This window comes from Streptomyces sp. SirexAA-E, from assembly GCF_000177195.2.
In the GTDB taxonomy this organism is placed as follows: Bacteria; Actinomycetota; Actinomycetes; order Streptomycetales; family Streptomycetaceae; genus Streptomyces; species Streptomyces flavovirens.
Genome location: NC_015953.1, coordinates 2,901,018 through 2,925,024, shown reverse-complemented (window position 1 = coordinate 2,925,024; position 24,007 = coordinate 2,901,018). Strand labels below are relative to the sequence as shown.

Annotated in this window: 19 protein-coding genes and 1 tRNA gene; 8 read left to right on the top strand and 12 right to left on the bottom strand. The window is 71.7% G+C overall.

Translation table 11 applies throughout. From position 1 onward, the window contains the following. The first annotated feature begins 9 nt into the window (after window positions 1–9). The gene (gene ppc, locus SACTE_RS12835; RefSeq protein WP_014046460.1) at window positions 10–2,739 is read left to right on the top strand and encodes a phosphoenolpyruvate carboxylase; all 2,730 of its coding nucleotides are present in this window, start codon (window positions 10–12) and stop codon (window positions 2,737–2,739) included. 30 nt (window positions 2,740–2,769) lie between these two features. On the opposite strand, the gene SACTE_RS12830 is transcribed toward ppc, so the two are convergent. The 7 genes from SACTE_RS12830 to SACTE_RS12800 form a co-directional block, all read right to left on the bottom strand. Next, on the bottom strand, window positions 2,770–3,240 hold the full coding sequence (locus SACTE_RS12830) for a hypothetical protein (RefSeq protein WP_014046459.1): 471 nt from the start codon (window positions 3,238–3,240) through the stop codon (window positions 2,770–2,772). A gap of 75 nt (window positions 3,241–3,315) precedes the next feature. Beyond that, window positions 3,316–3,909 carry an aminoacyl-tRNA hydrolase gene (gene pth / locus SACTE_RS12825; RefSeq protein ID WP_014046458.1) on the bottom strand — a complete coding sequence of 198 codons (594 nt, stop codon included), beginning with the start codon at window positions 3,907–3,909 and terminating at the stop codon, window positions 3,316–3,318. Window positions 3,910–4,035: 126 nt separating this feature from the next. Then, window positions 4,036–4,620 carry a 50S ribosomal protein L25/general stress protein Ctc gene (locus SACTE_RS12820; RefSeq protein WP_014046457.1) on the bottom strand — a complete coding sequence of 195 codons (585 nt, stop codon included), beginning with the start codon at window positions 4,618–4,620 and terminating at the stop codon, window positions 4,036–4,038. A gap of 188 nt (window positions 4,621–4,808) precedes the next feature. Beyond that, window positions 4,809–5,786, bottom strand: a complete 978-nt coding sequence (locus SACTE_RS12815; RefSeq protein WP_014046456.1) for a ribose-phosphate diphosphokinase — start codon at window positions 5,784–5,786, stop codon at window positions 4,809–4,811. A 119-nt stretch (window positions 5,787–5,905) separates the two neighbouring features. After that, on the bottom strand, window positions 5,906–7,354 hold the full coding sequence (glmU, locus tag SACTE_RS12810) for a bifunctional UDP-N-acetylglucosamine diphosphorylase/glucosamine-1-phosphate N-acetyltransferase GlmU (protein ID WP_078492620.1): 1,449 nt from the start codon (window positions 7,352–7,354) through the stop codon (window positions 5,906–5,908). 110 nt (window positions 7,355–7,464) lie between these two features. Then, window positions 7,465–7,535 (bottom strand) — tRNA-Gln (locus tag SACTE_RS12805). 11 nt (window positions 7,536–7,546) lie between these two features. Beyond that, window positions 7,547–8,419, bottom strand: coding sequence for a hypothetical protein (locus SACTE_RS12800; protein ID WP_014046454.1), 873 nt, complete (start codon window positions 8,417–8,419; stop codon window positions 7,547–7,549). 154 nt (window positions 8,420–8,573) lie between these two features. Here SACTE_RS12800 and SACTE_RS12795 point away from each other — a divergent pair, with 154 nt between their 5' ends. Further along, complete coding sequence (locus tag SACTE_RS12795) at window positions 8,574–9,911, top strand: histidine kinase (protein ID WP_014046453.1); 1,338 nt, start codon at window positions 8,574–8,576, stop codon at window positions 9,909–9,911. Window positions 9,912–9,934: 23 nt separating this feature from the next. On the opposite strand, the gene SACTE_RS12790 is transcribed toward SACTE_RS12795, so the two are convergent. Both SACTE_RS12790 and SACTE_RS12785 read right to left on the bottom strand, forming a co-directional pair. Then, the gene (locus SACTE_RS12790; protein WP_014046452.1) at window positions 9,935–10,453 is read right to left on the bottom strand and encodes an SUKH-3 domain-containing protein; all 519 of its coding nucleotides are present in this window, start codon (window positions 10,451–10,453) and stop codon (window positions 9,935–9,937) included. Between the two features lie 10 nt (window positions 10,454–10,463). Beyond that, the gene (locus SACTE_RS12785; protein WP_014046451.1) at window positions 10,464–10,985 is read right to left on the bottom strand and encodes a YwqJ-related putative deaminase; all 522 of its coding nucleotides are present in this window, start codon (window positions 10,983–10,985) and stop codon (window positions 10,464–10,466) included. A 225-nt stretch (window positions 10,986–11,210) separates the two neighbouring features. Here SACTE_RS12785 and SACTE_RS12780 point away from each other — a divergent pair, with 225 nt between their 5' ends. From SACTE_RS12780 to SACTE_RS12770, 3 genes are all read left to right on the top strand, one after another. Then, window positions 11,211–12,188: an SMI1/KNR4 family protein gene (locus tag SACTE_RS12780; RefSeq protein ID WP_014046450.1), complete on the top strand. Its 978-nt coding sequence runs from the start codon at window positions 11,211–11,213 to the stop codon at window positions 12,186–12,188. A 7-nt stretch (window positions 12,189–12,195) separates the two neighbouring features. Beyond that, window positions 12,196–14,622: an SUKH-4 family immunity protein gene (locus SACTE_RS12775; RefSeq protein WP_014046449.1), complete on the top strand. Its 2,427-nt coding sequence runs from the start codon at window positions 12,196–12,198 to the stop codon at window positions 14,620–14,622. A 189-nt stretch (window positions 14,623–14,811) separates the two neighbouring features. Next, window positions 14,812–15,717: a hypothetical protein gene (locus SACTE_RS12770; RefSeq protein WP_014046448.1), complete on the top strand. Its 906-nt coding sequence runs from the start codon at window positions 14,812–14,814 to the stop codon at window positions 15,715–15,717. 48 nt (window positions 15,718–15,765) lie between these two features. Here the strand turns inward: SACTE_RS12770 and SACTE_RS12765 are convergent, their stop codons facing one another. After that, a complete protein-coding gene (locus SACTE_RS12765; RefSeq protein WP_014046447.1) occupies window positions 15,766–16,221 on the bottom strand; it encodes a MarR family transcriptional regulator in 456 nt (151 codons plus the stop codon). A 169-nt stretch (window positions 16,222–16,390) separates the two neighbouring features. On the opposite strand from SACTE_RS12765, the gene SACTE_RS12760 reads away from it, so the two are divergent. Further along, window positions 16,391–17,845: an MFS transporter gene (locus SACTE_RS12760; protein ID WP_014046446.1), complete on the top strand. Its 1,455-nt coding sequence runs from the start codon at window positions 16,391–16,393 to the stop codon at window positions 17,843–17,845. Between the two features lie 82 nt (window positions 17,846–17,927). Here SACTE_RS12760 and SACTE_RS12755 read toward each other — a convergent pair whose 3' ends face one another. Further along, complete coding sequence (locus SACTE_RS12755; RefSeq protein ID WP_014046445.1) at window positions 17,928–18,230, bottom strand: WGxxGxxG family protein; 303 nt, start codon at window positions 18,228–18,230, stop codon at window positions 17,928–17,930. A gap of 223 nt (window positions 18,231–18,453) precedes the next feature. Further along, window positions 18,454–20,067 (bottom strand): MFS transporter, encoded by a 1,614-nt coding sequence (locus SACTE_RS12750; protein WP_014046444.1) that lies wholly within the window; start codon window positions 20,065–20,067, stop codon window positions 18,454–18,456. 361 nt (window positions 20,068–20,428) lie between these two features. Here SACTE_RS12750 and SACTE_RS12745 point away from each other — a divergent pair, with 361 nt between their 5' ends. Both SACTE_RS12745 and SACTE_RS12740 read left to right on the top strand, forming a co-directional pair. After that, window positions 20,429–21,217, top strand: a complete 789-nt coding sequence (locus SACTE_RS12745; RefSeq protein WP_014046443.1) for an ABC transporter ATP-binding protein — start codon at window positions 20,429–20,431, stop codon at window positions 21,215–21,217. Beyond that, on the top strand, window positions 21,214–23,796 hold the full coding sequence (locus SACTE_RS12740; RefSeq protein WP_014046442.1) for an ABC transporter permease: 2,583 nt from the start codon (window positions 21,214–21,216) through the stop codon (window positions 23,794–23,796). The genes SACTE_RS12745 and SACTE_RS12740 overlap by 4 nt, the downstream gene beginning before the upstream one ends. Window positions 23,797–24,007: the final 211 nt, after the last annotated feature.

Below are 24,007 nucleotides of genomic sequence, written 5' to 3'. Positions count from 1 at the left end.
CCGCACACTGTGAGCAGTGCCGACCAGACACCCGCCGCCAACACCGAACTCCGGGCCGACATCCGACGCCTCGGCGACCTCCTGGGCGAGACCCTCGTACGCCAGGAGGGCCCCGAACTCCTCGACCTCGTCGAACGCGTCCGAGCCCTCACCCGCACCGACGGCGAAGCGGCCGCCCAGCTCCTCGGCGACACCGACCTGGAGACCGCCGCCCAGCTCGTACGCGCCTTCTCCACCTACTTCCACCTCGCCAACGTCACCGAGCAGGTCCACCGCGCCCACGAGATGCGCGACCGCCGAGCCGCGGAAGGCGGACTGCTCGCCCGCACCGCCGACCGGCTCAAGGACGCCGACCCCGAGCACCTGCGCGAGACGGTCAAGAACCTCAACGTCCGGCCCGTCTTCACCGCCCACCCCACCGAAGCGGCCCGCCGCTCCGTGCTCAACAAGCTCCGCCGCATCGCCGCACTCCTCGAAACCCCCGTCATCGAGGCCGACCGCCGCCGCCAGGACCTGCGGCTCGCCGAGAACATCGACCTCATCTGGCAGACCGACGAGCTCCGCGTCGTACGGCCCGAGCCCGCCGACGAGGCCCGCAACGCCATCTACTACCTCGACGAACTCCACGCGAACGCCGTCGGCGACGTCCTGGAGGACCTCGCCGCCGAACTCGAACGCGTCGGCGTCGAACTCCCCGCCGGCACCCGCCCCCTCACCTTCGGCACCTGGATCGGCGGCGACCGCGACGGCAACCCCAACGTGACCCCCAAGGTCACCTGGGACGTGCTGATCCTCCAGCACGAACACGGCATCACCGACGCCCTCGAACTCATCGACCACCTGCGCGGACTGCTCTCCAACTCCATCCGCTACACCGGAGCCACCGACGAGCTCCTCACCTCCCTCCAGACCGACCTGGAACTCCTCCCGGAGATCAGCCCCCGCTACAAGCGGCTCAACGCCGAAGAGCCCTACCGGCTCAAGGCCACCTGCATCCGCCAGAAGCTCGTCAACACCCGCGAACGCCTCGCCACCGGTACCCCCCACCGCCCCGGCTGCGACTACCTCGGCACCTCCGAACTCATCGCCGACCTGACCCTCATCCAGACCTCCCTGCGCGAGCACCGCGGCGGACTCTTCGCCGACGGCCGCATGGACCGCACCATCCGGACCCTGTCCGCGTTCGGCCTCCAGCTCGCCACCATGGACGTACGCGAACACGCCGACGCCCACCACCACGCCCTCGGCCAGCTCTTCGACCGGCTCGGCGAGGAATCCTGGCGCTACGCCGACATGCCCCGCGACTACCGGCAGAAGCTCCTCGCCAAGGAACTCCGCTCCCGCCGCCCCCTCGCCCCCACCCCGGCACCCCTCGACGCCGCCGGCGAGAAGACCCTCGGCGTCTTCCACACCATCACCCAGGCCTTCGAACGCTTCGGCCCCGAAGTCATCGAGTCCTACATCATCTCCATGTGCCAGGGCGCCGACGACGTCTTCGCCGCCGCCGTCCTCGCCCGCGAAGCCGGCCTCATCGACCTCCACGCCGGCTGGGCCAAGATCGGCATCGTGCCGCTCCTGGAGACCACCGACGAGCTCAAGGCCGCCGACGTCATCCTCGACGACATGCTCGCCGACCCCTCCTACCGCCGCCTCGTCTCACTCCGCGGCGACGTCCAGGAGGTCATGCTCGGCTACTCCGACTCCTCCAAGTTCGGCGGCATCACCACCTCCCAGTGGGAGATCCACCGCGCCCAGCGACGCCTCCGCGACGTCGCCCACCGCTACGGCGTACGCCTGCGCCTCTTCCACGGCCGCGGCGGCACCGTCGGCCGCGGCGGCGGCCCCTCCCACGACGCGATCCTCGCCCAGCCCTGGGGCACCCTCGAAGGCGAGATCAAGGTCACCGAACAGGGCGAGGTCATCTCCGACAAGTACCTCATCCCGGCCCTCGCCCGCGAGAACCTGGAACTGACCGTCGCGGCCACCCTCCAGGCCTCCGCCCTGCACACCGCGCCCCGCCAGTCCGACGAAGCCCTCGCCCGCTGGGACGCGGCCATGGACACCGTCTCCGACGCCGCCCACACCGCCTACCGCAAGCTCGTCGAAGACCCCGACCTGCCCGCGTACTTCCTCGCCTCCACCCCGGTCGACCAACTCGCCGACCTGCACCTGGGCTCGCGGCCCTCCCGCCGCCCCGGCTCAGGCGTCTCGCTCGACGGACTCCGCGCCATCCCCTGGGTGTTCGGCTGGACCCAGTCACGCCAGATCGTCCCCGGCTGGTTCGGCGTCGGCTCAGGCCTCAAGGCACTGCGCGAAGCCGGACTCGACACCGTCCTGGAAGAAATGCACGGACAGTGGCACTTCTTCCAGAACTTCCTCTCCAACGTCGAGATGACCCTCGCCAAGACCGACCTGCGCATCGCCCGCCACTACGTGGACACCCTCGTCCCCGACGAGCTCAAGCACGTCTTCGACGTCATCGAGGCCGAGCACGAACTCACCGTGCAGGAAGTCCTCAAGGTCACCGGCGGCAAGGAACTCCTCGGCACCAGCCCCGTCCTCCAGCAGACCTTCGCCATCCGCGACGCCTACCTGGACCCCATCTCCTACCTCCAGGTATCGCTCCTGGCCCGCCAGCGCCAGGCCGCCGAACGCGGCGAAGAGCCCGACCCCCTGCTCGCCCGAGCCCTGCTGCTCACCGTCAACGGCGTCGCCGCAGGACTCCGTAACACCGGCTGACCCCCAGCCGCGCACCGGCGGGTGCGGCCCTCACAGCGCGAAGAACGTCGCCGCCAGCAGGGCCGCACCCGCGACACCCGCACCCCACGCCGTCCGCGTCAGCCGCATCCCGCCCGCGAGCACCAGCGCCGACAGCACCAGCGCACCGCCGAGCGGCACCCACGCGTGCAGGAACCCCGGCACACCCGTCCGCACGACCTCCCCGGTCCCCGGCTTCACCACCACCGGGAAACGGTCACCCCTGCGCACCGCGACGGACCTCTCGATCGTCACCCCGGCCCGCCGCTCGGACCGCTCGTCCGGCGCGAACGACCCCGTACACATGTCGTCACCACACCCCGTGACCGACATCGTCCCGTGCTCACGCCCCTTGGACAGCACGACGTGATGCGCCGTCCCCCACGACGCCCACGCCCCCGCCACGAGCAACAACAGGACGACACAGCCGGCCGCGAACGTACGGCCATGGTCCAACAGCCGGTGGGACGTGCTCCGTTTCATGGGGGCAGATCTTTGGGGAGAGCCGGACCCCCGGTCAACTCGTGGCCGGAAAACACCCGAGAAGCAGCAGGAATGTCAGGAGTTGTACGCCGACTGCGCCCGCTCCAACCCCTCGGCCACCAACGCCTCCACCGCGTCCGCCGCCCGATCCACCAGGTAACCCAGCTCCTTGCGCTCCCCGGACGAGAAATCCTTCAGCACGAAGTCCGCGACCTGCATCCGCCCCGGCGGCCGGCCGATCCCGAACCGCACCCGGTGATAGTCCGGACCCATCGCCTTCGTCATCGACTTCAGCCCGTTGTGCCCGTTGTCACCGCCCCCCAGCTTCAACCGCAGCGTCCCGTAGTCGATGTCCAACTCGTCGTGCACCGCCACCACATGGTCCGTCGGCACCTTGTAGAAATCCCGCAACGCCGTCACCGGCCCGCCCGACAGATTCATGTACGACATCGGCTTCACCAGCACCACCCGACGACTCAGCGGACCCGGCGGACCCACCCGCCCCTCCACCACCTGCGCCTGCGCCTTCTGCGCCCGCTTGAACTTCCCGCCGATCCGCGTCGCCAGCAGATCGGCGACCATGAACCCGACGTTGTGCCGGTTCGCCGCGTACTCGGGGCCGGGGTTTCCGAGGCCCACGATCAGCCAGGGGTCGGTGGCGTCGGACATCTGCGCTCGGTCTCCTCGCGGTACGGACCAGTACGGACCAGTGGATCGATGGGGATACAGCAAAAACGGGGCGGCGCACCCCGGAAGGGAGACGCCACCCCGTCAGTGAAGCAGGTGCGACGAGGCTCAGGCCTCTTCGCCCTCGGCGGCGGCCTCGTCGGACGCCGGCTCGGACTGCGCGGCCACGACGGCCAGCACGACGGCCTCCGGGTCCTCGGCCAGCACCGAACCGGACGGCAGCGGGATGTCCTTCGCCAGCACCGACGCACCGGCGTCCAGGCCCGCCACGGAGACCGTGACCGACTCGGGGATGTGGGTGGCCTCGGCCTCGACGAGCAGCGTGTTCATCACGAACTCGAGCAGGTTCGCACCCGGCGCCAGGTCGCCCTCGGCGTGCACCGCGACCTCGACGTTGACCTTCTCGCCGCGCTTCACGGTCAGCAGGTCGACGTGCTCGATGTCGCCCTTGATGGCGTTGCGCTGGACGGCCTTCGGGATGACCAGGGCGTCCTTGCCGTCGATCTCCAGACCGATCAGGACGTTCGGCGTACGCAGCGCCAGCAGCAGGTCGTGACCCGGCAGCGTGACGTGGACCGGCTCGGCGCCGTGGCCGTAGACCACACCGGGAACCTGGTTGGCCCGACGGATACGGCGGGCGGCGCCCTTGCCGAACTCGGTACGGACCTCGGTGGCGAGCTTGATCTCGGCCATGATGCACTCCTCGTGAGGTGACGAAAATCTGACGGTCACCCGGCCCACGACAGGCCTGCTACGAAGAGCGCGTCGATAACGGACAGCGGCCCCCACGGTCTCCCATGAGAACGGCCTCCCTCGCCGAGCAACTCACTGAGTCTACCCGGCGGGGAGGCCGCACCCCAAAGTGGATCACCCGAGGGTGATCAGCCCTGCTCCTCGAAGAGGCTCGTCACCGAACCGTCCTCGAACACCTCACGCACCGCACGCGCGATCGTCGGCGCGATCGAGAGAACCGTGATCTTGTCGAGCTCCAGCTCGCCCGGCGTCGGCAGCGTGTCCGTGAACACGAACTCGCTCACCTTCGAATTCTTCAGGCGGTCCGCCGCGGGGCCCGACAGCACCCCGTGCGTCGCCGTCACTATGACGTCCTCCGCACCGTGCGCGAACAGGGCGTCCGCGGCGGCGCAGATCGTGCCACCGGTGTCGATCATGTCGTCGACCAGCACACACACCCGGCCCTCGACGTTGCCCACGACCTCGTGGACGCTGACCTGGTTCGGCACGTCCTTGTCGCGGCGCTTGTGCACGATCGCCAGCGGGGCGTCCAACCGGTCGCACCAGCGGTCCGCGACCCGCACCCGGCCCGCGTCCGGCGAGACGACCGTCAGCTTCGACCGGTCCACCTTCGCACCCACGTAGTCCGCCAGGATCGGCAGCGCGAACAGGTGGTCCACCGGACCGTCGAAGAAGCCCTGGATCTGGTCCGTGTGCAGATCCACCGTGAGGATCCGGTCCGCACCCGCCGTCTTCATCAGGTCCGCGATCAGACGCGCCGAGATCGGCTCACGACCGCGGTGCTTCTTGTCCTGGCGGGCGTAACCGTAGAACGGCACGATCACCGTGATCGACCGGGCGGACGCACGCTTCAGCGCGTCCAGCATGATCAGCTGCTCCATGATCCACTTGTTGATCGGAGCCGTGTGGCTCTGGATCAGGAAGCAGTCGGCGCCACGTGCGGACTCCTGGAACCGCACGTAGATCTCACCGTTGGCGAAATCGAAGGCCTTCGTCGGCACGAGGCCCACACCCAGCTGGTGCGCGACCTCCTCGGCCAGCTCGGGGTGGGCGCGGCCGGAGAAGAGCATCAGTTTCTTCTCGCCGGTCGTCTTGATCCCGGTCACAGCACAGTCTCCTCAGACGTGTATCTGGCACCGCGCGCATGTGTCCCGATGTGCGACGAGCCAGCCGAAATGGGTGAGCATCTATCACGGTACGCCGCCTGCGGCGCACCTGTTTCCGGTCAGCTTTCGACGTCGGACTCCGCAGCGGCCGCCTGGGCCGCCTGCGCCGCGGCGCTGCCGGGACGCTTACGGGCCACCCAACCCTCGATATTCCGCTGCTGGCCCCGCGCCACGGCCAGCGAGCCGGCCGGCACGTCCTTGGTGATGACCGACCCCGCGGCCGTGTAGACACCGTCCCCGACCGTGACAGGCGCCACAAACATATTGTCCGACCCGGTCCGGCAGTGGGACCCGATCGTCGTGTGGTGCTTGGCCACCCCGTCGTAGTTCACGAAGACGCTCGCCGCACCGATGTTGGTGTGGTCACCGATGGTCGCGTCACCCACATAACTCAGGTGCGGGACCTTGGTGCCCTCGCCGATCGTGGCGTTCTTCATCTCCACGTACGTGCCGGCCTTCGCCTTCGGGCCGAGCCGCGTCCCGGGACGCAGATACGCGAACGGGCCCACCGTCGCGCCCGGGCCGACCTCAGCGCCCTCCGCCACGGTGTTGTCCACCCGCGCACCGGCCCCGACCACGGTGTCCGTGAGCCGCGAGTTCGGGCCGACCTCGGCGTCCTGGGCCAGGTGCGTCGTGCCGAGCAGCTGCGTCCCCGGGTGCACGGTCACGTCGGACTCGTACGTCACCGTCGCGTCGATCAGTGTGGACGCCGGGTCCACGACCGTCACCCCGGCCAGCATCGCGCGCTCCAGCAGCCGCTCGTTGAGCAGTCGGCGGGCCTCGGCGAGCTGGAGCCGGTTGTTGATGCCCAGGATCTCCCGGTGGTCGTCCGCGACCGAGGCCCCGACCCGGTGGCCGTCCGCACGCAGGATCGCCAGCACGTCGGTGAGGTACTCCTCGCCCTGGCTGTTGTCCGTGCGCACCTTGCCGAGCGCCTCGCCCAGCAGCCGGCCGTCGAACGCGAACACCCCGGAGTTGATCTCCCGGATCGCGCGCTGCGCGGCGGTGGCGTCCTTGTGCTCGACGATCTCGGTGACCGCGCCGGTGGCCGCGTCGCGGACGATCCGGCCGTAGCCGGTGGAATCCGGGACCTCGGCGGTCAGCACGGTGACGGCGTTGGCGTCGGCGGCGTGCGTGGAGGCGAGCGCGGAGAGGGTCTCGCCGGAGAGCAGCGGGGTGTCGCCGCAGACGACGATCACGGTCCCGTCGACGGTCCCGCCCAGCTCGTCGAGCCCCATCCGGACGGCGTTGCCGGTGCCCTTGCGCTCGGCCTGGTAGGCGGTGCGCACGGGGGTCTCGTCGGCGGACAGGTGCGCGGTGACCTGCTCGCTCGCGTGGCCCACGACCACGACGAGGTGCCGCGGGCCGAGCGCGCGCGCTGCGGCGACGACGTGACCGACGAGCGAGCGCCCGGAGATCTCGTGCAGAACCTTGGGAGTCCTGGACTTCATGCGGGTGCCCTCACCCGCTGCGAGGACGACGACGGCTGCCGGGCTTGTGGTGCTCACGGATGTGCCCTTCGGCTTCGGGTGGCGGACGTCCGCAGGATACCGGGGGTGTTTCGGCCCGAAACGAGCGCGGGCCCCGACCGGTTGGGTCGGGGCCTGCGGCGAGTGGGCTCCCGGGGAAGGAATCGAACCCTCATTCAATGGACCAAAACCATTTGTCCTGCCATTAGACGACCCGGGATGGTCTGAGCACTATGCCCGATTTTGCTTCTCGGGCGAAAGTGCAGCACCTACTATGCCGTACCACCAGCCTTCGATGCGACGGTACAGCTCCGCGCTCCGCAGGACGTGGATCACGAGGCAACCCCGGTAGTTCTCCCCGACGTTCTTCCTGTTGCTCCTCGGCTGATGCCTCTTCAGTGAGGTCTTGCCGAACCGCGACGTGTCGGCGCCGGTGTGCCCGGCCCAGAAGCGTTCCGCTTCCGCGACGTCGGCGGACTCGTGGATGTGGACGTGGAACCTGAGCTGATCGGACGTGACCCCGAGGAGCCGGAGCCAGGCGAGGTAGACGCCGATCACGCCCGGATCGCTGTTGACGAAGGACGCGCGTTCCTGGCGCCGGTAGGGCTTGGACTTGGTGCCTTCGGCCCAGTAGAGAGCCACGCCCACGACGAACAGCTCGCGCTCGCTCAGCGTCTCCGTCTCCCGGCGGGCCCCCTCCCTTGTTCGCCGGCGTTCCGCCTCGCGCCGGCGCAGCGTGGCCTCCCACCCCCGTCGCGCGATGGCCGAGGCGTCCTCGCGGGTCCGCCGAGGCGGTCTCGGCAGGTCCCGCACCCACAGCGAGATCGAACTCTTCGAGCACCCCAGCTCCACCTGGATCGCGTCGTACGTCAGGCCCTGGAGCCGCAGCTCCCGCGCCCTCGCCCGAAGGCCGCCGCCCCCCGCGCCCGGCCGCCTCGTCCAGTCGGGGGCGGGCCCGCCCTCCAGGAGGCGGTTCAGGAGGTCGTTGTTGTGGACGGACAGCCGGTCACGGATCTGGCGGCGGCTGAGGCCCTCCCGGCGCAGGGCCACCGCCTTCTCCCGCAGGCCCTCGAAGTCCGCGTACTTACCGCTGGCACGTGTCATGCGACCACGGTCGTCCGGAATGCGGACGTCCGGAGCGGAAGGCCGGTCGGTTCACCGGATCGTGCGATCTACGCACCGTCGCGCCGCCGCCGGTGACCATGTGTGCTTGCGGACTCCCGGAAAAACGGATGCGCCCGCCCGTACGCTGGATGCCATGACCGCAACGGGGGCAGACCAGGAAGCGGCGGGCGCGACCACCCGCGGCTACTGGTGGTGGGAGCGGCGGCGTGGTGTCGCCCTGGACGTGGGGCTGGCGCTGGTTTCGGCGCTGGAGTGCGCGCTGGAGGGGGTGGGGTTCGCCGGGGACACCGGGTTGCCGGTGCCGCTCGGGGTGCTGTTCGGGCTGCTGGCCGGTTCGGTGCTGGTGGTGCGCCGCCGGTGGCCGATCGCGGTGGTCCTGGTGTCGATCGCGACGACGCCGGCCGAGATGGGCTTCCTGATGGCGCTCGTCGGCCTCTACACGCTGGCCGCCTCGGAGGTGCCGCGCAGGATCACCGTCGTGCTGACGGGGATGACGTTCGTCGGCTCGTTCATCGTGGGGTACGTGCGGCTGCGGCAGAGCGTCAGCGCGCACGCGGACACGGATTTCGGCCCCGGGGGCTGGTACATCCCGCTGGTGTCGCTGTTCATGGCGCTGGGGCTGACGGCGCCGGCGGTGCTGTTCGGGCTGTACATCGGGGCGCGGCGCCGGCTGATGGAGAGCTTGCGGGAGCGGGCGGACTCGCTGGAGCGGGAGCTGTCGCTGCTGGCGGACCGTGCCGAGGAGCGGGCCGAGTGGGCGCGTACGGAGGAGCGGACCCGGATCGCCCGGGAGATGCACGACGTGGTGGCGCACCGGGTGAGTCTGATGGTGGTGCACGCGGCGGCGTTGCAGGCGGTGGCGCCGAAGGATCCGGCGAAGGCGGTGCGCAACGCGGCGCTGGTCGGTGACATGGGCAGACAGGCGTTGACGGAGCTGCGGGAGATGCTGGGGGTGCTGCGGAGCGGGGACGCGCTCGTCGCTCCGTCGGCGGGTGGCCGGGTGCCGTTGGCCTCGGTGGGCCGGGTGGCGGCGGAGGTCTCCGTCGAGGTGGCGGTGGAGGACGGGCCGCGGCTGCGTGAGGTGGAGGCGTTGGTGGCGCAGTCCCGGGACGCGGGGATGGCGGTGGAGCTGTCGGTCGACGGTGAGCTGCGCGCGTATGCGCCGGAGGTGGAGCAGACGGCGTACCGGGTGGTGCAGGAGGCGTTGACGAACGTCCACAAGCACGCGGCGGGTGCGAGGACGTGGGTCCGGCTGGCGCACCGGGGTGCGGAGGTGGCGATGCAGGTGGAGAACGGTCCGACGGACGGTGTCACCGCTGACGCGGGTCTGCCGAGCGGGGGCAACGGTCTGGTGGGGATGCGGGAGCGGGTGCTGGGGCTGGGGGGTGTGTTCGTGTCGGGTCCGACGGACGCGGGGGGTTTCCGGGTGTCGGCGGTGCTTCCGGACGTGTCGGCGGCACCGGGGGTGTGAGCCGGTGGGGCGGTGGCGTCCGGTCAGGCGGAGGTGAGCCGGGTGGGCTGGACGCCGGCGACGAGGGTGGCGAGGGCGCGGTCGATGTCGGAGCCGAGGTACCAGTCGCCGGTGTGGTCGACGGAGTAGACGCGTCCTTCGTTGTCGATGGCGAGTACGGCCTGGCCGTCCCCTTCTTCGCCGAGTGGTGCCACCTCGGTCTCCAGGGCGCGGCCGAGGTCGCCGAGGGTGCGGGCCAGGTGGAGTCCGCGCAGGGGGTCGATGCGCAGGACGGCGGGGGCGATCTGCCGGCCGGGTGCGGAGGCGGTGACGCGCAGTCCGCCGAATTCGGCCCAGGCCTCGACGGCCGCCGGGAAGACGGCGTGCCGGTGTCCGGCGGGTGAGGTGTGGGAGCGCAGGGCGTCGGCCCATTCCTCGGCCTGGCGGATGTCCCAGCGTCCGGGTTGCCAGCCGGCTTCGCGCAGGGCGGCCTCGACGGGGCCGGGGAAGCGGACGGAGGGGGCGTGTTCCTGCTGGGCGGGGATGTCGGTTCGTTCGCGCATGGGTGGTGGCTCAGCTCTTCTCGGCGGTGGCGGCCGTACCGGTGGTGAGGTCGACGGGGCGTACGCCGAAGTGGGCGAGCATCACCGCGCAGGAGCGGCAGGGGGCCGCGTAGCCGCCGTGGAGGGGGTCGCCGTCCTCGCGGATGTGCCGGGCGGTGATCCGGGCGTGTTTGAGGGCGCGGCGTGCCTCGCCGTTGGTGAGGGGCTTGCGCTGGGCCCGCTTGGAGCGGCTGCCGTCGGCGGCCGTGAGTTGCCGGGAGAGCAGTATGGCTTCGGGGCAGCGGCCGGTGAAGCGTTCGCGCTGGTTGCTGGTGAGGGTGTCGAGGAAGTCCTGGACGAGGGGGTGCAGGACGGGTGGCCGGTCGCCTTTTCCCGCGGTGCAGGTGAGTGTCTCGCCGCGTACGGACAGGGCTGCGGCCACGGCCGGCAGGATGCCGTCGCGGCGGTGGTGGAGCTGGGGTGTGCGGCTGAGTTCGGTGCTGCTCCAGCTGAGTCGCGGATCTCCGGACGTGACTGTTTGTGCAGGGTGCATGTTGTGGACTTCCCTCCCGCAATCCCCCGAGTTGCGGGGGACAGCCTGCCAAATGTGCAGGGTGGTGGGGAAGCTGGGGCGGGGAAACGTGTCTGCGTGTCGCGGATCGGTGGTGCTCCCGTCACGCTTTCGTGACGGTGAGTGAGGGTCACCCAGGGGCGGGGTCGGGTATTGCGCCACCGCTTAGGCTGTGCGGAACACCAGACGCAGCAGGGGGCAACCGCCATGACGACAGGTCGGCTCGGGCAGCAAGCCGCGCCACCGAACGCGGCCTATGCCGGGCAGGTCGTGCACTTTCCGGATCCGGTCCGGGCGTCCCGCCACCCCAGAGGTGTGCGCGTGGACGAGAGCGGCCGTCCGGACTTCTCGCCGTACGCGCGGGCGGCCGCGGAGATCGCGGAGCCTCCGCCGGGGTTCGGTATCGACGAGTTGCGGCTGACGGACGTGGTGTCGGCGAACGCGGCGATGGCGGCGAGCGGGCACGCGTTGTGGGACACGATCCCGGCGGTGGCGACGCCGCACGGCTGGACGTGGCATCACGTGGCCGGCGGGCGGCGGATGGAGCTGGTTCCCGTCGAGGTGAAGGCGCTGCTGCGTCATCACGGTGGTCTGGCGACGGCGTCGGTGGACCAGACGCGGCGGGGTACGCGTCCGTTGCAGGAGACCCGGCCGGCGCACTTCGGTCTGCCGAAGGGTGCGGTGGCGGTGGGTGAGCAGCAGATCCTGGGTGTGGAGGAGGATCTGGGGTACCGGCTGCCGGGTGCCTACCGGTCGTTCCTGAAGGCGGCCGGTGGGTGTGCTCCGGTGGGTGCGGCGCTGGACGCGGAGTTGGGCCTGCTGGTCGACCAGCCGTTCTTCACGGTGCGGGACGAGGCCGCCGTGAACGATCTGGTGTACGTCAACAAGTGTCTGCGGGACCATTTCACCAAGGACTATCTGGGCGTCGGTTTCGTCCAGGGCGGGATCATCGCCGTGAAGGTGCGGGGTGGTGACGTGGGTTCGGTGTGGTTCTGCGCGTACGACGACGCCCGGGACCAGGACGGGTGGGGTGTGCAGGAGCGGGTGGAGAGGCTTCTGCTGCCGTGCGGTGAGGACTTCGACGCCTTCCTCCTGCGGTTGGCGGGTAATCCGCCGGAGTTGGAGACAGTGGCGAACCTGATGGTGGACGGCGGCTTCGCGCGGGCCGTCCCGGTGGAGGGGTGAGCGCCGGATGGTGACGTTCGCGCAGGCGCAGGAGCGGGCCGACGAGTGGGTCAACGGTGATGTGCCGGGCTATCAGCACCGTGAGGTGCGGGTCCGTGAGTTCGAGCTGGGTTTCGTGGTGTGGGCCGAGGACCGGGCGGACGGTCCCGTGTCGGACGGTGGCCGCCAGCGGTTGGTGATCGCCCGGGACAGTGGTGAGGCCACGTTGTGGCCGGGGTTGCCGGTGGGTGAGGTGATCCGGCGGTACGAGGAGGAGTACGGGGTGGCCGAGGCGGCTGCGGCCGCTCCGGAGCCGCCGCAGCGTATCGATCTGAATCAGACGTCGTTCCTGTTGAGTCCTCCGGAGTGGCTCCAGGAGGCGGCGGACAAGCTGGGGATCCCGGACCGGCGTGCCGAGCCGGGTCCGGGGGTGCCGGCGCAGGCGCCCGGTTCCGATTCCGTGGACGCGCCGCCGGTGGCCGCGGGGGCGTCGGCGTGGCCGGTGGCCGGTGGCGGGGACGAGGACCACGAGCCGACGGCGTCGGACGGTGTGCCGGCCGGGGCGACGCCTTGGGCGGGTACGGACACGAACGCGGGCTCGGACGAGGGTGAGGTGGGGTTGCCGGCGACGGTGTTCGCGCCGCCGCTGTCCGGGTCGGACGACGACGGGACTCCGCCTCCGAGCGTGCCGGCCGAGGCTCCGACCGCGCTGATGTCGGGTGGGAGCGGGCTGCCGAGGACGGCGGTCGTACCGGAGCTCGATCCGCAGGCGGGTGGGGGTACTCCGCCTCCCGGGGCACCTGCCGCCGGGGGTACTCCGCCTCCTGGGGCACCTTCGGGTCCGGCGGCCGGTGACATCGCGGACGCGGCCACCAGCAAGGCCGTGGTGCCGCCGCGCGGTGCGCGGGGATCGGGTCCGACGACTCCGCCGCCGCCGGGTGCGCCCGGTACGCCGGGGGCGCGTCCGGGGTCCGCTGTGCCGCCGCCGCCCGCCCCGGGGACGGGTGCCCCGGACGGGCCGGCGGGTGGTTACGTACCGACGCAGTTGGTGTCGCAGCTCGGGCCGTCGGGGGACACGGGTGCCCCGGGTGCGCCTCCGGGTCCGCCCGCGCCCCCGGCTCCTCCCGGGGCGACGCCGCCGCCCGGTGGCGGGGTGCATCACGCCGCGACGGTGTTCGCCGACGCGAGCCTGGGCGGCGCGAACACGCCGCGGCCTCCGGGGCCGCCGCCCGGGGCTCCGCAGCCTCCCGGGCCTCCGGGGCCGCCCGCGCCCCCCGGGCCTCCCGGTCCGCCGGCTCCTCCCGGGGCGACGCCGCCGCCCGGTGGCGGGGTGCACCACGCCGCGACGATGCTGGCCGGTTCCGCCCGGACGGGTCCGGGCGCGCCGCAGCCCCCCGGGCCGCCGGGTCCTCCCGGGGTACCGGCCGGTCCGCACACGCCGCCGCCCCCGGCGTACGGCTATCCGCAGCAGCCGGCCGGGCAGCCGACGGTCGGTCCCGGGTATCAGGCGGTGCTGCGGTTCCGGGCGCCCGACGGCAGTGAGCAGCAGCTGATCCGCCGGTCCGCGCCGGGCACCCCGCACCCGGAGTGGCAGATGCTGCACGAGTTGCGGGCGATGAACGTGCCGCCGCAGCAGGTCATCGAGCTGCACACGGAGCTGGAGTCGTGCGAGCTGCCGGGCGCCTACTGCGCGCGGATGATCCGGGAGATGTGGCCGCAGGTCCGGATCACGAGTGTCGCTCCGTACGGCACCGATCACGCGAGCCGGCAGCAGGGCATGCAGGCGCTGCTGACGCATCAGGGTGAGCTGCACCAGGTGGCGGACGGTCCGGCGCGTCCGGCTCCGGTGCGTGCGCCGCTTCCGCAGGTCGCGCCCGCCGCTCCGGTGCCGCCGGAGGCGCTGGCGGAGGAGATGCTGGGGGCGTTCGGCCCGCAGGGTGTGCTCCGGTTCGACCAGCGGGCGGTGTCCCGTCAGGGTGTGCCGGAGGAAGTGGCGCGGACCTTGGTGTGGGCGGGTCTGCCCGCCGACTTCGGGCCGTTCTTCTGGGCGCAGCCGGGTCAGCCGGTGGTGCCGACGCTGGGTGAGCTGGCGGCGCAGCGTCAGGTGCAGCCGGCTCCGGACGCGGGTTCGTATCTGGTGATGGGGTCGGACTTCGGCCGGGCGGTCTGTGTGCAGTACGGCACGGCGAACATCGTGGCGGTGCCGGTGGAGGCGGGGCCGGGCGGGCAGGCGGTGCCGCCGCAGTTCGTGAACACCGGGCTGGCGGAGTTCGTGCGGTCGATGGCTTTGCTGGGCCGGATGTGGCGGCTGCGGTACGGGCTCAATCCGGAGCAGGCGGGCCGTTGGACCGTCGATTTCCAGGCGCAGTTGGCGGCGTTGGATCCGGCGGCGCTGGCGTCTCCGGAGAGCTGGTGGTCGGTCCTGCTGGAGCAGATGTGGGACGGGCTGTTGTGATCTGACCCGTTGGTGGAGTGGCGCCCGGACCCGGCGGGGTCCGGGCGTTTCCTTTTTGTGCGGTCTGTGATGCCGGTCGCTTCCGTCTTGAATACGGCTGATCGATTCCGACTTCCGGCATCAATTGCCGCATCCTTGACGTATTGCTTGGTGGTCGGGCGCGTCGGAGAGCGGGAAAGAGGCTTCAGGATGAGTGGTGGACCGGTGTCCCCGTACGGCTTCGTGGGCGTGCGGGGGCGTGGTTACCGTCCGGAGCAGGTGGACCGTGCCGTTGCCGCGCTGTCGGGCGAGCGGGAAGAGGCGCTGGAGAGGCTGGCCCGGCTGACGGCTCTGGCCGAGGAGTTGACGGCGGAGTCGGCGCGGCTGCGTGAGGTGGTCGCGTCGCTGGCGCCGCAGACGTATGTGTCGCTGGGGGAGCGGGCCCAGCGGATCCTGGCGCTGGCCGAGGAGGAGGCCGAGGCGGCCCGGGCCGCGGCGGCGGAGGAGGCGCAGGCGCTGCGGGACGCGGCGGACGCGGCGGGCCGGGCGGCGAAGGAGGCGGCGCGCGCGGAGGCGGCTTCGGTGCGGGCGGCGGCCGACGAGGAGGCCGGGACGCTGCTCGGTGGGGCGCGGGACACGGGCGAGTCGCTGGTGCGGGAGGCCTTGGAGGAGGCCGGCCGGGTCCGCGGGGAGGCGGATGCGGAGATGGCCGAGACCCGTCGCCGTACGGCGGGGGTGCTGGCCCATCAGGAGAGGGAGCACGCGGAGCGGGGCAAGGCGGCCGACGAGGAGCTGGCGGCGGCCGAGGCCGTGGTGGCGGCGCGCGAGGCGGAGCTGGCGGAGCGGGGCGAGGCGTTGCTGGCGCGGGCCCGGCGGGAGCTCTCGGAGGCGGAGGAGGCCGCCCGGCACCGTCAGGAGGACGCGGAGGCGCAGGCGGCCGGGCTGCTGTCCGAGGCGCGGGTGGCCGAGGAGCGGGTGGGCCGGGAGACGGACCGGGTGCTGCGGGAGCACGAGGAGGCCCGCGAGGAGGTGCGGTCCCACATGGCGCACGTGCGGACGGCGCTGGCGTCGCTGACGGGCCGTACGCTGCCGGACCGGGAGCCGGCCGAGGGCTGACCCCGGCCGTCGCCGAGGTCGCCGCCGTGGGGGCGGGGCCCGCCGGTGTCAGGGGCGGGGCCAGGGCCGCCGGGAGAGGCGTTCGATGCCGCTGTTGAAGCGCTTGAGGTAGGCGGCGAATGCGGCGATGTCCTCGTCGGGCCAGTCGTCCATGATCCGGTCCAGGGAGCACACGACGCGGTCGCGTTCTTCGTCGAGGAGTCTGGCGCCCTTGTCGGTGATGCGGAACTTGCGGGCGATGCCGCCCTCGGGGTCGGGGATGCGCTCGGCCAGTCCGGCGCGGGTCGCCGCGGCGGTCTGGCGGTTGAGGGTGGAGGCGTCGAGGCCGAAGGCGTCGCTCAGTTCGCCGTTGGTCATCGGTCCCTGGACACGGATGCGGCTCAGCAGGATGTAGGCGCTGCGCTCCATGAGGGCGTGTCTGTGGCGGCCGCCCCGGTGGTACGCGAGGTCGTGGCGCCCGAGCAGCATCTGCTCGTACTCCACTGCGTCCGTGGGTCTGACCATGTCTGCGGCCTCCTGCTCCTGGACCGGGATCGATCGCGCCTCGGGTCTGCGAACGCCTCATGGTCTCACGTCGTGTGCAGTGGACACATAACGTGTATGACACATTGGGCATGTACGATGCACATCGCTAATCGGCGGACGAGACGACGACCCCTAGGAGTACCTCCTCATGGATGCCCGGCCTACAGCCAGATCAGGAGGTGTGGTCGCCACGCTCGCCTTCGCCGGCACCGTGGCGGCGATCATGCAGACCCTGGTCACGCCCCTCATCGCGGAGCTGCCTAAGCTCCTCGACACCACCTCCTCCAACGCCGCCTGGGTGATCACCGTCACCCTGCTCGTCTCGGCGGTGTGCGTCCCGGTCTCCGGACGGCTGGGCGACCTGCTCGGCAAGCGCCGCATGCTGCTCGCCTGCGCGGTGCCCCTGGTCGTCGGGTCGGTGGTGTGCGCGCTCGCGTCCTCCGTCGTCCCCATGATCGTCGGACGCGGTCTGCAGGGGATGGGGATGGGCATGGTGCCGCTCGGCATCGCCCTGCTGCGTGACGTGGTGCCGAAGGAGAAGATGAGCTCCTCCATCGCTCTGGTCAGTGCCTCCCTCGGCATCGGCGGCGCCCTCGGCCTGCCGATCGCTTCGGCGGTCGCCCAGTACGCGAACTGGCGGGTGCTCTTCTGGGGCTCCGCCGTACTGGCCCTCGTCATCTTCGCCCTGATCTGGTTCCTGGTCCCGGACGTCCCGGCCGGCGCCAAGGGGCAGCGGTTCGACATGCCCGGAGCCCTCGGCCTGGCCGTCGGTCTGGTCTGCCTGCTCCTCGCCGTCTCCAAGGGCGCCGAGTGGGGCTGGGCCTCCACGACGACCATCGGCCTGTTCGCCGGCTCCGTCGTCGTGCTCCTCGGCTGGGGCTACTGGGAGCTGCGGACCAAGGACCCGCTGGTCGACCTGCGCACCACGGCCCGCCCGCGCGTGCTCATCACCAACATCGCCTCGCTCTTCGTCGGCTTCGGCATGTACGCCGGCATGCTGATCGCGCCCCAGCTGCTCCAGTTCCCCGAGGCCACCGGCTACGGCCTGGGTCAGTCGATGCTCGCGGCGGGCCTGTGGATGGCCCCCGGCGGCCTCATGATGATGATCATCTCCCCGTTGGGCGGAAAGCTCACCGACTCCCGCGGCCCGAAGTTCACGCTGGTCTGCGGCGTGCTGGTCATCGCCGCCGCCTACGGGCTGGGAATCCTCCTGATGGGCTCCGCCTGGGGGCTGATGCTGTTCCTCATGGTCAGCAGCAGCGGTGTCGGACTCGCCTACGGTGCGATGCCCGCCCTGATCATGAGCTCGGTCCCGGTGTCCGAGACGGCCGCCGCCAACGGGTTCAACACCCTCATGCGCTCGCTCGGCACGTCGGTCGGCGCCGCCGTGATCGGCGCGGTCCTCTCCCAGATGACCATGGAGACGGCCGGCTACAGCTTCACCTCCGAGGCCGGGTTCCGTACCGGCCTGATGCTCGGCTGCGGTGTCGCCCTGGTCGCCGCCGTGATCTCGGCGTGCATCCCGGCCCTTCGACGCCCCGCCGCCGCGGGCGAGCGGGCCGGCGAGGACGCCGTGCCGGAGACGGCCGCGGTCAAGGGCTGAGCCCCGGCACGCCGACTGCCCGGATCCGGACCCCGCTGGGGCCGGATCCGGGCAGTTCGGCGTCGCGGCGCGAAGAGCGGCGTCAGACGCGCGGGTCCGTCGGGTGGGAACCCGTCGTCGGACCGCCGCCGGGAGTGGTGCGCGGCGGCACGTTCTGGTCCTTCTTCTTGCCGCGCGGGATCAGGCCGGCCAGACCGAGGAGGCCGACGAGCCCCCACAGCCCCCAGCCGCCGCTGCTGTCGTCGTCCTTGTCGTTGTCGTTCGCCGCGGTGGGGGAGACGGCGGTGGCCGTCACCTGCCCTGCGGGGGCCTCGGCGAGGGCGGGCGCCGCGGGGGCGAGGAGAAGCGCGGTGGTGAGGGCGAGGGTGGCGGAGGTGCGTCGCATCGTGTCGTTCCCTTTCGTTCGATGGCCGCCCGGCCCACCGTCACGTGCTCACGGGCCGGGGCCCGCGCACACGCGCGGTGATCGGGGCGCGTTGCGACCATCACCCCCCGCCCCGACCCGCTCCGCAACCGCACGGCCGCCCGTTCGGCCTACCGCCCCCGCCGCCCGCGCCCGGCCGCCGCGTGTCCGCCGCCGGACACCGCGGCGGCCGGGCGCGGCGCGCTCACGTGCCGTCCGGACCGCTCCGGGTGCCGTCGTCGAGGACCGGGAAGCGGCGCGGGGCCATGAACACGAGGACCAGCAGGGCCAGTACGGCGGCCGCCGCCGCACCGGCGAAGACATGGTCGGTGGCTCCGTCGACGGCGCGCCGCAGGTAGTCGGTGGCGGCGGACGAGAGGGCCGCCGGGGCTTCGAGGGCCTGGGAGATGCCGTCGAGATCCTCCGGCAGGCCCGGTACGGGGGCGTCGGCCAGCCGGGAGGCGAGGGTCGCGTTGGCGATCGCTCCGAAGAGGGCGGCGCCCAGGCTCTGGCCGACCTGGCGGCAGAAGAGGACGGAGGCCGTCGTCGTACCGCGCTCGGCCCAGCCGACGGTCGACTGCACCCCGACGATCAGGGGCAGCTGGAACAGGCCGAGCGCCGCGCCCAGCAGCAGCATCAGCAGCGCGGGGTGCCAGGGGGAGCCGGGGAAGGGCAGCAGCGGGAAGGCGAGCAGGACGAGCAGGGCCCCGGACATGCCGGTGATCGCGGTGCGCCGGAAGCCGACACGGTTGTAGACGCGGTCGGCGAGTGCCGCCGAGACGGGCCAGCTGAGCGTCATCGCGGAGAGGACGAACCCGGCGGCGATGGGGCCGAGCCCGAGCACCGCCTGGGCATAGGTCGGCAGGAAGACGGTGGGCGCGACCATCAGCAGTCCCATAGCGCCGAGGGCGAGGTTGACCGAGGCGATGGTGCGGCGCCGCCAGACCCAGCCGGGGATGACGGGCTCGGCGGCGCGCCGTTCGACGACGACGGTCAGGGCGGCCATGGCGGCGCTCGCCCCGAGCAGGGCGAGCGAGGGGGCGGAGAGCCAGGGCCAGGCGACCCCGCCCTGGACGAGCGCCGTCAGCAGCAGCGCGCCGGTGGCGAAGACGGTGAGCGCGCCCGCCCAGTCGGTACGGGGACGGGCGGCGGGGCGGGGGCGGGCGGGTTCGTGGAGGTGCCGGATCACCAGCCACAGGGCGACGGCACCGACGGGCAGGTTGACCAGGAAGATCCAGCGCCAGTCGGCGTACGCGGCGAGCAACCCGCCGAGCGCGGGCCCGGCCACCGACGAGGTGGCCCAGACGGTCGACAGCTTCGCCTGGATCCTGGGGCGTTCCTTCAGCGGATACAGGTCGGCGGCGATGGTCTGCACGGTGCCCTGGAGCGCGCCGCCACCGAGGCCCTGGACGACCCGGAAGGCGATCAGGGCGGCCATGTTCCAGGCGGCGGCGCAGAGCAGGGAGCCGGCCAGGAAGAGGATGATGCCGGCGATCAGGACGGGCTTGCGCCCGAAGGTGTCGGACAGCTTTCCGTACACGGGCAGGGTGACGGTGACGGCGAGGAGGTAGCCGGAGAACAGCCAGGAGAACACGGCGAACCCGCCGAGGTCCCCGACGATCTGCGGGACGGCGGTGGCGACGATGGTGCCGTCGATCGCCGCGAGACCCATGCCCAGCATGAGCGCGGCGGCGACGGGCCGGCGGGCCCGGTCGTCCCGTGCCCCCTCGGGCGCCCCGCCGCCCCCGGGTGTGCCGGAGGGGCTGCCGGTCGCGGGGCCGGCCGGCTCCGTGTCCTCCGTGCCGCTCGCGCCGCCCACCGCACTTCCTTTCCCTATGCATGCAGTTTCCCGGCTCACTGTCTCACCGGAGGCTGCCGGGCGGGAGGGCGCGGCCGAGGGATGAGATCCCCTACACGGGACCGCCGAGGAGGGCCGAAACCCTTAGGGGAGGCTCCCCGTTCGGGCCCGGGGGGTGTTCCTCCCGGCGGAGGACGTGCCGGGACGGCCCCGTTCCTTAGCGTGTTCCTACCTCGCGGATGTGGCTGACCGCAGAGGACGCGGTGGGGAAAACCCCCCGCGAAGACTGCGCCGGGCACCAGCGCGCCGGACCCCCCTCGCACACGAGACTCGGAACGTACACAGAGACGTCCGCGCATCGACCGACATAGGAGCAGAAACCGTGACAACGGCTGTAACCATTCCCAGGCACGGGGACACTGGAGGGCTTACGGCCGTCGCCGCGCGAGCGCGACAGGTCGTCAAGGCGTACGGCGCCGGGGAGACCCGGGTCGTCGCGCTCGACCACGTCGACGTGGACATCGCCCGCGGGCAGTTCACGGCGATCATGGGCCCGTCCGGGTCCGGCAAGTCGACGCTGATGCACTGCCTGGCCGGGCTGGACACCGTGACCTCCGGTCACATCCACCTCGGTGACACCGAGATCACCGGCCTCAAGGACAAGAAGCTCACGCAGCTGCGCCGGGACCGGATCGGCTTCATCTTCCAGGCGTTCAACCTGCTCCCGACGCTCGACGCACTGGAGAACATCACGCTGCCGATGGACATCGCGGGCCGCAGGCCGGACGCCGGCTGGCTGGACCAGGTCGTCGAGACCGTCGGCCTCGCCGGGCGGCTGAAGCACCGGCCGACCCAGCTCTCAGGCGGTCAGCAGCAGCGCGTCGCGGTGGCCCGGGCGCTCGCCGCCCGCCCCGAGATCATCTTCGGTGACGAACCCACCGGGAACCTGGACTCGCGGGCCGGGGCCGAGGTGCTGTCGTTCCTGCGCAGGTCGGTCGACGAGCTCGGACAGACCATCGTCATGGTCACCCACGACCCGGTCGCCGCCTCCTACGCGGACCGGGTGCTCTATCTCGCCGACGGTTCCCTCGTCGACGAGATGACCGACCCGACGGCCGATCAGGTCCTCGACCGCATGAAGGACTTCGACGCACGCGGGCGGACGTCGTGACCGTATGGAAGACCTCGGTGCGCAACTTCCTCGCGCACAAGGGACGCATGGCGCTCTCCGCCGTCGCGGTCCTGCTGTCGGTGGCGTTCGTGTGCGGCACGCTCGTCTTCACCGACACCATGAACACCACCTTCGACAAGCTCTTCGCGGCGACGTCGGCCGATGTCACCGTCAGTCCGAAGGCCGCCGAGGCCGCCGGCGACATGCCGGAGAGCGGCCGGCCCGAGTCGCTCCCCGCCTCCGTCCTCGCCGAGGTCGAGAAGGCCGACGGGGTGAAGGACGCCGAGGGCGGCGTCTCCAGCATGTCCGTCACGGTCGTCGACCGGAACGACGAGAACATGGGATCCGAGACCGGCGCCCCCACCATCGCGGGCAACTGGACCCGCAACGAACTGCGTTCGATGGAGATCGCCTCCGGCCACGCGCCGCGCGGTCCCACCGAGGTCATGGTCGACGCCGACACCGCCGAGAAGCACCACCTGAAGATCGGTGACGAGCTGCGGACCATCGCGGCCACCGGCGACATCACGGCGAAGATCAGCGGAATCGCCGCCTTCACCGTGACCAACCCGGGAGCGGCCGTCGTCTTCTTCGACACCGCCACCGCCCAGCGGACACTGCTCGGCGCGCCCGACGTCTTCACCCACGTCAACGTGACGGCCCGACCCGGGGTCGACGACACCCGGCTGAAGGAGAACGTCGCCGCGGCCCTCGGCGACGCGGGCGCGTACAAGCTCCGGACCCAGAAGGAGGCCGCGGACGCCGACAAGGACTCCATGGGCTCCTTCCTCGACGTCATGAAGTACGCGATGCTCGGCTTCGCCGGGATCGCCTTCCTCGTCGGCGTCTTCCTGATCGTCAACACCTTCTCGATGCTCGTCGCCCAGCGCACCCGCGAGATCGGGCTGATGCGGGCCATCGGCTCCAGCCGCAAGCAGGTCAACCGGTCGGTGCTGGTCGAAGCGGTGCTCCTGGGCGTCGTCGGGTCGGCCCTCGGTGTCGCGGCCGGGATCGGGCTCGCCGTCGGGCTGATGAAGGCCATGGGCGCCGTGGGCATGGAGCTGTCCACGAACGACCTCACCGTCGCCTGGACGACGCCGGTGACCGGTCTGGTGCTCGGCATCGTCGTCACCGTCCTCGCCGCGTACATCCCGGCCCGCCGGGCGGGCAAGGTGTCCCCGATGGCCGCCCTGCGGGACGCCGGGACCCCCGCCGACGCCAAGTCCGGCCGGGTGCGGGCCGCCCTCGGCCTGGTCCTCACCGGGGCCGGGGCGGCGGGTCTCTGGGCGACGACCCGGGTCGACGAGGCGAGCGAGGGCTCGCTCTACCTCGGCCTCGGCGTGCTCCTCACCCTGATCGGCTTCATCGTGATCGGCCCCCTGCTGGCCGGTGCGGTCGTCCGGGCGCTGGGCGCCGCCGTCCTCAGGCTGTTCGGCCCGGTCGGCCGGCTCGCGGAGCGCAACGCGCTGCGCAACCCCCGGCGTACGGGAGCCACCGGCGCCGCGCTGATGGTCGGCCTGGCCCTCGTGGCGTGCCTCTCCGTCGTCGGCTCGTCCATGGTGGCCTCGGCCACCGACGAGCTGGACAAGTCGGTCGGGACGGACTTCATCGTCCAGTCGAACGCCGGCCAGCTGGTGGTGCCGCAGGCCGCCGACGCCGTCGAGAAGGTGCCCGGCCTGGAACGGGTCACGCACTACAAGGTCCTCGGCGCGAAGCTCACCAACCCCGACGGTTCGACCGAGGACGAGTACGTCACCGCCGCCGACCCGACGTACCCGAAGGACCTGCGGCGCGAGACCGTCGACGGCGATCTGGCGAAGGCGTACGGCGAGAGGGCCATGTCGGTCGGCTCCGACTACGCAGCTCTGCACAAGATCGAGGTCGGGGACGAGATCACCGTCGCCTTCAGGGCCGGCAAGACGGCGAAGCTGACGGTCGCCGCGATCACCTCGGACGACACGTCCGTGGACCAGGGCGCGATGTACACCAGCATCGCCACCGCCGGAACGTACGTCTCGGACGACCGGATGCCCGGCGACATGATCATGTTCGCCACGGCGGAGGACGGCAAGGAGAAGGAGGCCTACGCCGCCCTCAAGACGGCGCTCGCCCCGTACCCGCAGTACAAGGTGCAGAACCAGGCCGACTTCAAGCAGGACCTGAAGGACCAGGTCGGTCAGCTGCTGAACATCGTCTACGGGCTGCTCGCCCTGGCGATCGTCGTCGCGGTGCTGGGTGTGGTGAACACCCTGGCCCTGTCGGTGGTCGAGCGGACCCGGGAGATCGGCCTGATGCGGGCGATCGGCCTCTCCCGCCGCCAGCTGCGCCGGATGATCCGGCTGGAGTCCGTGGTCATCGCCCTGTTCGGCGCGCTGCTCGGCCTCGGCCTGGGCATGGGCTGGGGCACCTCGGCCCAGAAGCTGCTGGCCCTGGAGGGCCTCGGCGTCCTGGAGATCCCGTGGCCGACGATCCTGACGGTGTTCGTCGCCTCGGCCTTCGTCGGACTGTTCGCCGCGCTGGTCCCGGCCTTCCGGGCCGGCCGGATGAACGTCCTGAACGCGATCGCCACCGACGGGTGAGGGAGCGCGTCGTAGGATGACTGATCCGGCCCCGGGGCGTTCCTCCAAACGCCCCGGGGCCGTTTCGCGTCGTACGGCGGGCGGGCCAGGCCGCCAGGGCGGGGACGTCGTACTGGGGGATCCACTTGTCACGGGTGACGACGGTCAGCCCCTCCGCAGGGTCTGGGCGACGATGATCCGGTCGAAGGGGTCCCGATGGAACGGAGTGCCG